The organism is Colwellia sp. (genome assembly GCF_013215345.1).
Lineage (GTDB): Bacteria > Pseudomonadota > Gammaproteobacteria > Enterobacterales > Alteromonadaceae > Colwellia.
Genome location: NZ_JABSOV010000126.1, coordinates 1 through 10,729, shown reverse-complemented (window position 1 = coordinate 10,729; position 10,729 = coordinate 1). Strand labels below are relative to the sequence as shown.

Below are 10,729 nucleotides of genomic sequence, written 5' to 3'. Positions count from 1 at the left end.
GTAATCAGTATTTTGTACGGTACCAGCCACTTCATAACCAGCTCTGCGATAATCCTTACCCATTTCTTTACTAATCAACAGTGTCAGTGGCTCTTGTACTTTAACTAACTGTTGATATGCCAATATCACTTTCTGGTGACGTTCGTCTAGGGACAACGCAGCCCAAGCCTTTTGTGCGCTCTTCGCTCGTTGAACAACGGCGGGCATTTTTTCAGCGGTCGTTATTGGCACTTCACCCAGTGCTATGTGATTAATTGGATCGTAAGAGACGAGCATGGACATCGATTTGTTTCCTTAAAGCTGCATTAGCTTTCGTTAATGCATAACAAGTTATCATTGGTTCTTGTGCTACATTATGATAGCGTGGAGAATTAAAGCAACCAGTATACTTTTAGTAACCACGTTAATTTGATTGAAATAAATATGAAAAACACTTTAAAAACAAAGAATAAAAATATAAAAATAAATAGTGATAGCTGCGCAGAACCCTGTTCAATTGAGCGGGGTATGCGAATTTTAGGTGGCAAGTGGAAAGCTTCAATTCTATGGCACCTGAAAGACGGGCCAGTGCGTTTTAATGAACTATCGCGCATGCTTGGTGGTGCAAGTAAAAAAATGGTCGACCAACGCCTTAAAGAATTAGAAAGCCAAGGACTGGTTAATCGAGAAGTGATTTGTACTCGACCCATTGCCGTCACTTATGAAATCACCGCTTTTGGTCGGACTGCACTCGATATATTAGAGAAACTTAAGGATTGGACCGAAGAGAATAATATTTAAAAAATCCGAAGTAACTAACCAGTATTCGCTAGCTTTCTGCTTATTCTTCGCTATGATAGCGGGCTAATTTAGCCTCTAACCCGGGCGTTTGTTGTATTGGAGTATTCCTATATGGATAGCATTGATCTATTTGTAAAAAACTGGGGCAGTAAAAATGCCATGGTACCAATAGAGAGTGATGATATTGTCGAGCTTGAAGCAAAATTAAATGCTTTTTTACCTGATACATTTAAATATTTAATATCTACCTATGGCTTGGTGCACACGCCAAATGTACTAACCAAAATATGTGATTTAGGCGTCGATATTTCTGAAGTACAAGACTTCTTAAGCCTAGAGGATATCGCCTCACTATCAAAGTTATATGAAATGAGTGGTATGCCAAAGGGGCATATTTTATTTGCCTCTGATTGTAAGGGCAATATGTTTTGTTTCAAACTTAGCGAGTGTGCAAGTCAGAAAATAGATGTCGCCGTATGGTTTTATAACTATGGTTTAGGCACAGTTACAAAAGTATCTAATTCTTTCACTGAATGGCTTGAGCAGTTTAATGAACTTTAACACGCTTAATATCAAAGTGAATGTACTGCGTAAATCATCAGAGCTAGGTTGAGCAACCTCTTGTGCCATTGTTCGACCCTTACTCACCAAACAAGCTTATTGCATTCACTGCAAACTTTGCGCTGGGCTTACTCGGGTCTAGCTAAATTGAGACATAATAAAAAGTTTTATTATGTCTCACCTATCAAGCCTAATTACCGTGTCGACATTGAGCAATGATTCGAATATAGTGATCGAATATTAGAATCTGAAAGGTTGGATAATGAGCAAAGAAAAAGTAGCAATTATCACTGGTGCTGGTCGAGGCATTGGCGCCGCAACAGCCAAGCTCTTTGCCAATAAAGGCTACGCTGTTTGTATTAATTATAAGTCTGATGAACAATCAGCCACTCAACTAGCTATGACTATCACCGCTAGTGGCGGTCAATGTATTACCGTACAAGCCGACGTATCTTACGAAAAGGATGTAGAGCGCCTATTTGCTACTGTCGATAAGACATTAGGCTCTGTCGATATATTAGTTAATAATGCCGGTATTTTGAAAAAACAGTCTCGCGTAGAAGATATGACGGCTGAGCGTATTAATTCAATATTAACAAATAATGTCACGAGTTATTTCTTGTGCTGCAAAGAGGCAGTAAAACGTATGTCTACTCGCTACGGTGGCTCAGGTGGTGTTATTGTCAATGTTTCTTCGGGCGGTTCACCCAATGAATACATTGATTATGCGGCCTCAAAAGGCGCAATAGATACCTTAACCAAGGGTTTATCACTGGAAGTTGCTGCTGAAGGCATTAGAGTTAACTGTGTTCGCCCAGGTTTGATCTATACCTATATGCACGCTGATGGCGGCGAGCCTGAGCGTATTGAGCGGCTAAAGAATATTATTCCAATGCAGCGAGGCGGAGAGCCGGAAGAGGTAGCCGAGGCCATTTATTGGCTAGCCAGTGATAAGTCATCTTTTTCTACCGGTAACTTTCTAGACTTGGCTGGTGGTTTATAAGCCTCATTTAACTCAATGCTGCTCCTACAATTTATCCTAAGGTTTACCTAGCAACTTGCTCTGCAGCTTTCCCCCGCTAGTTTACCCTAGAGAAAGTGGTGTAAGAATTTCTTCTGGGATCGGTTGCAAGCGCTTTTGTTTATCTAAACAAACCATTTCAATATCAGCAATAACCGCAGCTTTAGTCGCATTAGGGCGCCATAATTCTTGTCGCCATAAGGTCTTATATTTACCATCAAATTGGTAGCTAGTGCGCACATCGCAAATTTCAGCAAATTCAACGCCGTCTTGAAAGATTAAATTAGCTTTATAAACCGCAAAACCTAAGCCCTTTTCTGCCCAAAGCTTAGCTAACTTATCACTGTCGATAACGTGCTCACGTGCACGCTCAAAATACTTGAGAAAATTAGGGTGATAAACCACACCGGAGTGATCGGTATCTTCATAATATATTTGTACGGGATGATGGTAAATTTTACTCATTTAACTTAATTCCTGATTAACTTATTTTCTGCTTAGTCTAGATTTCTGCTTAATTTCTTTGATAATTTATTTAGTGCGTGATTTATTTGGCAATTAACGAGGCTTTCAGTTGTTTCATGCCTTCTTCAATGGTGATTAACGGCTTATAACCCAAATCTTTTTTAGCGGCACTAATATCAAAGTAATGACAAGTAGACAGTTGTCTGGCAACAAAGCGCGTCATTATAGGCTCTTGCTTTTTATCTAATAGTTTATAAAACCACTCTAACGTCGCGCCAACAGCATAAGCAACAGCGCTAGGTACACGCTTTGTCACTGGCGGTAAATCAACACAGGCAAGAATATTATTGAGCATAGCCGCCATTGTGATGGGTTGTTCATTACTAATAAAATAAGCCTTGCCGATACATGTAGCTTGAGGTTTCGCCAAAGCTAACGCCGCTAGGATGTGCGCATAAGCGGCATTGTCAACATAGATGGTATCAACCAGTTTATCTTCTTTACCAACAAGTTTTAGCTTGCCTGCGCGGGCTCGTTCAAGTACGCGTGGCACTAGGTGGGGATCATTTGGCCCCCAAATTAAATGCGGACGTAAGGCGACTGTTTTTAACTGTTTATCATCGAGTGAATCAGTTGCCGAGTTATGTGATGCTGCCAATACTAACTGCTCTGCTAGCGCTTTTGACTCTGCATAATAATTTAAAAAGTTATCGGCATAGGGCTGTGATTCATCAATACCGGCTTCATCAATACCGGCAAAAGTAACACTCGGTGTACTGGTATACACTAAACGGGTAATGGCAAGCTCTTGGCAGGCACGAATCATATTTTCAGCGCCTTGCACATTGGGTTTGAAGTAATCGTCCTTACTGCCCCATACGCCCGCTTTAGCAGCAACATGAAATACCAAATCACAAGATTGCATCGCTTCTTTAAGGCGAACGAAATCAGTAATATCTCCCTGTACCATAGTAACGCCCATTTGTCTTAACTCTGGATAATGACCACGGGCAAAACCGGTAACCTTAATATTTGCCAAACGCAGTAATCGACAAATGGCTTTACCTAAAAACCCGCCAGCACCGGTAACAAAGACATGTTGAGCATGCTCTGCTAGTTCGCTCAGTGGTGCTTTAACAACTTGATTAAATCTCGCGGTAGTTGCTGAGCTAGTATCACTATCTGTATAGCTATCGGTATTGCTGTTTTTATTATCTTTTTTCATCGAGGGCTCTAGTAAAATGCTCGTTAATGGGTACTACTGATAGGGTGAGAATTAGCCAGTATTAATCGAGTTCATCTTGGGCCCAAACGGCAAGTTTTTCACGAAATATCTTAGCGTTATGGCGTATATCAACGGGAAAGTCTTCATGGATTAAAAAATGAGAAATAGCTGATGTTTGTTTATGCGCAAGTGCTAGCCCTTTTAAAGCTGAAAACAGCGCAGTGCCATCAAAATTTTCATCTTGTTTAGCTTCTTCGGTGAGCTCAATACAAAGTAAGGGCACACTTTTCTGGTAAATGGTTACCGCTACTAAAGCGCTACGTTTCACTGCGCTATGGGTATTGAATATTCGCTCACATGGAATAGAAAAGAAGGTATTTCTTTTTGAATCGGTTCCGGTTTCAACACGATGCGCTTTTCGTCCACACATCCACAATAAACCCGCTTCATCAAGATAACCTAAATCGCCCATACGATGACGAACAGTATCGCCATCAATTATTTTAGCCTGCGCCGTTGCCAAATCTCGATGATAATATTGATGACTAACCATATCGCCTTTAACCACGATTTCACCAATAGTGTTAGCCGGTAATATTAGCTCATCAGACCAAACTGTAATCACCTCTTCACTAATGGCGATAATGCTGATTTCAACACCGTTGACAGCACTGCCGACACAAATACCGCCACCATTGTCGGTGATGTGGCTGGTTGCCAATAAGTCGGCACTGGAAATTTTAGTCAAGGGTAGCGACTCAGTAGCGCCATAGGAAGTTAGTACCGGGACATTGTCGCTAAGTAATTGGGTGAATCGCTCAATAGACGGCAGTGTTGCTGGTGCGCCCGCGGAGATCACCCGTTTTAAACTATTCAGTTTGATAGTAGGTTTATTAGCTGAAGCATCAGCCAAACCTTTAGTTGCTGAAAAATCGGGAACTCCCGCCTGCCCTAATACTTCAATCAGTGCGGGGTTAGCAAATAAATTTGTACATTGATATTTTTCAATAGCGGCAAAGATAAAGTCTGGATTGGCAGTAATAGGTTTACTAGCGTCCATATCAGGAACGATTGATGCCATGCCTAATGCCGGGCCAAATAATGAAAAGAGTGGAAAGGTTGCTAAATCACGTTCGCCTGGTGTTATGCCATAGTCTTCTTTTAGCGCAGTGATTTGTGCCTCAAACATTTTATGACTATAAACTACGCCTTTAGGTGTACCTGTACTGCCACTGGTAAATAATATTGCTGACATATCATCATCGCTAAGTTTTACCATTTCAAACTTTTGCCCTTTTTTCATTGGGTAACGCTTTAATAACGCGGTTAAACTCATACCACCGATAAGGGAGGCAAACATATCTGCGCTTGCACCTGAAATATAGCCAGAACCAGCTTCTGTTACAGTTAATAGCTTTTTAACGCTGGTTTTACCCCAGCCAAATAACTTTCTAGCTATATGGGCTTTGGGAATACCAATAAAAGCGTCCGGTGTCGACTCAACAAAACACTGCTTAAGGTTTTTAATACCCATACCAGGGTCAACTAAAATAGGAATAATACCTGCTTTGAATAAAGCAAAGGTTAAGGCAAAAAACTCAATACTCGGGGTTACCATCAACACAGTTTTCATGCCCGACTTTAGGCCGTAAGCATTTAACGCATAAGCGATGGCATCACTTTGATGATGCAAAGCTTTAAAATCAATTTCACGGTAGTTGAGTTGGCCTCGTTGGCTTTTTTGCACGGCAACCGCTAATGCCTTGGGCGTTGTTATTGCGGCGTGTGCGAGGTGGCGACATAAGTTAGCTTGCTTGGACACGTCCAAAGTCTCTGTCATGTGTCGTTTCCTTTTAAATGAGCACTAATGAGTTAATTGCTATTGAGTTAGCTCTTTTGAATAAGCCTATAATGAGTCAACGCTTATTAAACTAACTCTTATTGAGTTAGCTTGTCTTCACTAGCACTTAAAAAGTCGCTTACCAAGGGCACAACTTCATCACTGGCATCTTCTAAAATGTAGTGACCACAATCATCAAAAGCATGTACTTGCGCTTGTGGAAAACGTTGTTGCCATTCAGCTAAGAAGTGTTTATCAAAAACAAAGTCTTTTAAGCCCCAGCAAATTAACATAGGTAACTTGTTAAACTGCGCTAAACTGTCGCTAATGTCAGTGACCAGTTGATAGTTTCTATCGCCCGGTTTTAATGGGATATCTTGAATAAATCGTAAGGTAGAAATACGATTCTGCCAGCTATTAAAAGGCGCTACGTAGGCTTGACGAATCTCTTTTGCCATCGGCTTGCGCTTGACGCCAATAACCGAGGCTATTCCTGAGAAGGCATTAAAACCTCGTACCAGTACAGTACCGATAAAAGTATTGCGACCCAGCCATAAAGCAGGAGGTAATTTTTTAGCTTTCGGTAAATGAAAAGCACCGGTGTTTAATATAACCAGACGTTTAATACGTTCAGGATAGCGCGCAGCATAGCCCATACCTATCATGCCGCCCCAGTCATGCACAACTAGGGTGATATTTTCTTTTACTTCTAAATGCTCAAGTAACGCTGCTAAGTCATCTATGCGCTTAGCTAAGGTGTAATCATAGCCTTCATCGTCTGGCTTATCAGAGAAACCACAGCCAATATGATCCGGCACTATGCATTGGTGATTTTTACTTAATTCGCTAACTAGATTACGGTAATAAAAAGACCAGCTAGGATTGCCATGGACCATAACAACAGGCGAGCCCTGCCCTTCATTAACATAATGATATTGATGGCCATTGCGATTGATATAGTTACGGGTAAAAGGGAATAGTTCCGTTAACTTACTCTCTGACATATTATCTGACATGTTTACCACTTAAGTCCCAACATCATACAATTTAAGCCACTACCTATGCCTAAAAAGCTGACATTATCACCTTTTTGTAAGAAGCCTTGATCATGAGCCATAGCAGCAGTAACAGGTAAAGAAACGGTACCCATATTGCCTAGTAGTTTAAAAGTAGGGAATTCTTTTGCTACCGGAATGTTTAAAGCGGTTAACACTTTCTTTTGATTAGCAGCGCCAACTTGATGACAAATTACTTTATCAACTTGCTCAATATCCCATTGACGTTGGTCTAAAAAGTGCTCCCAGGTATCTTTAGCCAGCGCAACACCTTCTTTAAGTAAAGTTACTGCATCAGTGCGCATAAATTCACGAAATAATTGCGGGCCGACTTCTTTTAAGCCCCATTGACATAAATTGTTATGTTCGGGTGCCGATAAGTGACTGGCACCTAATAATTGATGATTACGGTCGGTAGCTAGATTGAAACTACCATCGGTAAGTAGTACCGCTACAGCACCTGAGCCCCCGGTTAAAGTTGCTAAAGATTGGGCATAATTTTGCATGGTTGGCTCGGCAAGCATATCATCAATAGTTACATCAACAATATGACGTGCCGATTCACATGAAACCACCAGACCTGCTTTAATTTGACCAAGCTCAATGCGATTAGCAATATCTAAAATACCCGAAAGTACACCTAAACAGGCATTACTGATATCGTAAATTGCCGTGTTTTTTAACACACCAAGTTTTGCTGCGATTCGACAAGCCGTAGCTGGTTCGTGCTGATCGCGACAAACGCCGGTATAAACCACGGCACCTAAATCAGCGGCAGCAATGCCAGTTTCATGCATTACTCTTTGCGCGGCAACAATAGCGCCATCGGAAAGAACATGATCTTTTGGCCACCAACGGCGCTCTTCAATTCCGGTTAAAGCAGCGAGCTGCCCCATGGGAATACGAAATTTTTGATATAATGGGGTCAAACGATATTCAAGCTCTGCACTGGTTACCACTTCAGGGGCCAGCTCATACGCTAAGCTATTAATAAAAACGCGGGAATATTTCATTTAGATGGCTGTTGCTTATTTTCTCGGTTAATAATTACACCCTTGTTGACAATTTATTCGATAAATTGCGCTAAAAATGCAAGTTAATTAACCTATGTTAATTATTTATGACTATGGGGCGTCATTTGAGCAAGAATATGGCAAGGATTCAACCAAAAATATGATTTATCGACAAACTCCGCTAAATTAAGCGAAATTAAGCGCTATTTCCTATTGTGGTAACCTTATCTGACGAACATAAATCGTACGTTTATCTCGCTAATTTAATCAGGGTGGATCATAGCCATAAATAAAAAAAGCCCTCATAAAGAGAGCCTTACTTAATTAATTATCGCTTACCTTTCATTTAAGATCTGCTTAAGAGTCGCTTATTTCTCGCTAAAGTGTCGCTTAAATTATGCTTAGATTTCGCTTAATTAGCTAGCGAAAATTTGCGTCGATAGAGCAATAACAACAGTGATACTAATGCTAAGAAGGACAAGCTGCCACTACTCGATTTTGTCGGGATTACATCAAGTGAAATGGTGTTATTGTCAACCACCGCGATACCACCAGGGTCATCAATCACGCCATTAGCAATACCATCAGCATCATTGGCGCCACCATCTTCAATAAGTAACTTTAAGCAAGTATCGCCGACATTCAAGCCAACTTGATAAAGATCGCTATGAGGCGCTGGGCAAACACCATTAATGGTAGCACTGGTGGCGATAACGTTATTACTGTCTTCAACAAAATCTACCCACTGCTGCTCACCATTAATTTTACGATAAACAGAGTACTCAACTATTGCATCGCCAAGCGGTAAAACAATAGCCACCGAACGGCCAAAAGGCATAATATTGTGTATTTCAAAATCAAAATAGCCCATGGTATTGGCTAAGTTATCTTGTTCAACTAAACCTGTCGCTAAAATTTCCTGTTGTGAAAGCTGTAGACCATCAGAGTTTTGCAGCAATGCAAATTTACCTAACCTTAATTGCAAGCCTGGTTCAGTTTCAGCCAATTTCACTACCGCTGCATTTATATGCAATGGCTGTAAATAAGGAATGGTGGAGTTATCCATATAAGCAGGCAAGCCATCTAAATCATCATCACTAAAACCTTCAAGTAAATCACTAATACCATCTCTATCACTATCTAGATTGCCTAAGGTTTTTTGGCTAGCAAATAACGGCAGGAAAACTTGCTTAGTTTGAGACAACTCGGCACTACCACTATTGGAGTTATTACCGCTATCGGTTACCGTTACCGCAATAGTAATCAGACCTTTATTTTCATCGGGTAAAACAACACTCGCAACGGGAAATACTAGCGCTAAGCCATCACTTGATTGCACTACATTTAAGTAGTCCGGTATTTGCCAATCGATTTGGTGACTATCGTTAATATTAGAATCCTTGATGGTTAATACCACAGTCACTTCACCATCGTTTTTTGCAATGCTTGGCACTTGTATGCCTTTCTGCCAGACGGTGACATTGATATTAGGTGCAACATTAGCTTCGGTAACTATAATAATATGCTTGACATGCACGCCAGCATTAACCCCTTGTTCAAAGCTAACAATCAACTCTTCATCACCTTCGAGTTGAAAGTCACTATGTAAATTAATATCAATAAAACCTGCCGTGCCCTGTATTATCACTATTTTATTATCAGCCAGGTGATAATCTGCATTATCGACACTGCCGGTGATGGTTAGCGGTAATGTCACTGGATAAGCGGGTGCTTCACCCGATAAAATCACCTCAACACGAGCAACACCACCCTCAGCAACTAACTGCGAAGCTGAAAAATTCACTAGGGGATGAATATTTACGGTTTGCTCAACAGTAGCAATATTACCGGCGTTATCGACTGCTCGCCAAAGAACGGGCAATAAACCTGAACTAACATTTTTAGCCCCTGTTTCAAATCCTAGTGCAGTTAAACCACAACAGCTTGCACCATCTAGTCCATCTTGCACTGAAATATTAGTCAAAAAAACTAATCGCTGTAAATTTAGTTTGGTAAAGGTATGGTCGGCATTAATATGTACTGCCTGTGGTGGCGTAATAATAGGCGCATAATCATCCAATAGTGGATGTGTGCCCGCTAACGCTTCTGCACCGTTAGTAACACCATCAAAATCAGTATCTAATAATGCATCGTCGCCATTAAGTGGATCAAAGTTATGCAATAGCTCAAATACATCACTCATACCATCGCCATCATCATCAAGATCGGCATTGTTACCCACTAAATCGCCATCAGTATCAAGATGTTCAGTGGGGTCCAATGGCAACTGGTCTTCAAAATCTAGATAGCCATCATTATCATCATCATTATCAAAAATATTACCTAAGCCATCACCGTCAGTATCTGAGCCTTCAACTGGATTAAATGGAAAGTCATCGTCGACATCTCTAATGCCATCATTGTCATCATCGCTATCAGCATTGTCACCTATGCCATCATTATCAGCATCAAGCCATTCGGTCGCATCGAGGGGGAACAAATCTATGCTATCTGCACGGCCATCGCCATCATCATCGATATCAGCATTATTACCTATGCCGTCATTATCGGTATCAAACCATTCTAGTGGGTCGTTATCAAAAGCATCGATTACATCGGTGAAACCATCGTTAACATCATCGCTGTCCGCATTGTCACCAACACCATCACCATCGGTATCTAACCATTCAGTCGCATCATTAGGAAAAACATCACTGTTGTTACCAACACCATCACCGTCAGTGTCTAACCATTCAGTTGCATCATTAG

10 protein-coding genes are annotated in these 10,729 nt (G+C 41.0%); 3 read left to right on the top strand and 7 right to left on the bottom strand.

What is annotated here, in order from left to right:
• Positions 1–282, bottom strand: a 282-nt coding sequence (locus tag HRT50_RS15425) for an aldehyde dehydrogenase family protein (protein WP_291616071.1), incomplete at its 3' end; no start/stop codon positions are given.
• A 141-nt stretch (positions 283–423) separates the two neighbouring features.
• On the opposite strand from HRT50_RS15425, the gene HRT50_RS15420 reads away from it, so the two are divergent.
• The 3 genes from HRT50_RS15420 (at position 424) to HRT50_RS15410 (ending at position 2,344) form a co-directional block, all read left to right on the top strand.
• Positions 424–780, top strand: coding sequence for a helix-turn-helix domain-containing protein (locus tag HRT50_RS15420; RefSeq protein ID WP_291616069.1), 357 nt, complete (start codon positions 424–426; stop codon positions 778–780).
• 111 nt (positions 781–891) lie between these two features.
• Complete coding sequence (locus HRT50_RS15415; protein WP_291616067.1) at positions 892–1,341, top strand: SMI1/KNR4 family protein; 450 nt, start codon at positions 892–894, stop codon at positions 1,339–1,341.
• Positions 1,342–1,603: 262 nt separating this feature from the next.
• A complete protein-coding gene (locus HRT50_RS15410) occupies positions 1,604–2,344 on the top strand; it encodes an SDR family oxidoreductase (protein ID WP_291616066.1) in 741 nt (246 codons plus the stop codon).
• A gap of 81 nt (positions 2,345–2,425) precedes the next feature.
• Here HRT50_RS15410 and HRT50_RS15405 read toward each other — a convergent pair whose 3' ends face one another.
• The 6 genes from HRT50_RS15405 to HRT50_RS15380 form a co-directional block, all read right to left on the bottom strand.
• Complete coding sequence (locus HRT50_RS15405) at positions 2,426–2,827, bottom strand: thioesterase family protein (protein ID WP_291616065.1); 402 nt, start codon at positions 2,825–2,827, stop codon at positions 2,426–2,428.
• An 82-nt stretch (positions 2,828–2,909) separates the two neighbouring features.
• Positions 2,910–4,052 (bottom strand): 2-alkyl-3-oxoalkanoate reductase, encoded by a 1,143-nt coding sequence (gene oleD, locus HRT50_RS15400; RefSeq protein WP_291616063.1) that lies wholly within the window; start codon positions 4,050–4,052, stop codon positions 2,910–2,912.
• Between the two features lie 61 nt (positions 4,053–4,113).
• Positions 4,114–5,892, bottom strand: coding sequence for an olefin beta-lactone synthetase (oleC, locus tag HRT50_RS15395; RefSeq protein ID WP_291616061.1), 1,779 nt, complete (start codon positions 5,890–5,892; stop codon positions 4,114–4,116).
• 98 nt (positions 5,893–5,990) lie between these two features.
• Positions 5,991–6,908, bottom strand: coding sequence for an alpha/beta fold hydrolase (locus tag HRT50_RS15390; protein ID WP_291616059.1), 918 nt, complete (start codon positions 6,906–6,908; stop codon positions 5,991–5,993).
• 2 nt (positions 6,909–6,910) lie between these two features.
• Positions 6,911–7,960 (bottom strand): 3-oxoacyl-ACP synthase III, encoded by a 1,050-nt coding sequence (locus HRT50_RS15385; protein ID WP_291616057.1) that lies wholly within the window; start codon positions 7,958–7,960, stop codon positions 6,911–6,913.
• A 412-nt stretch (positions 7,961–8,372) separates the two neighbouring features.
• On the bottom strand, positions 8,373–10,729 hold a 2,357-nt coding region (locus HRT50_RS15380; RefSeq protein WP_291616055.1), incomplete at its 5' end, for a choice-of-anchor U domain-containing protein.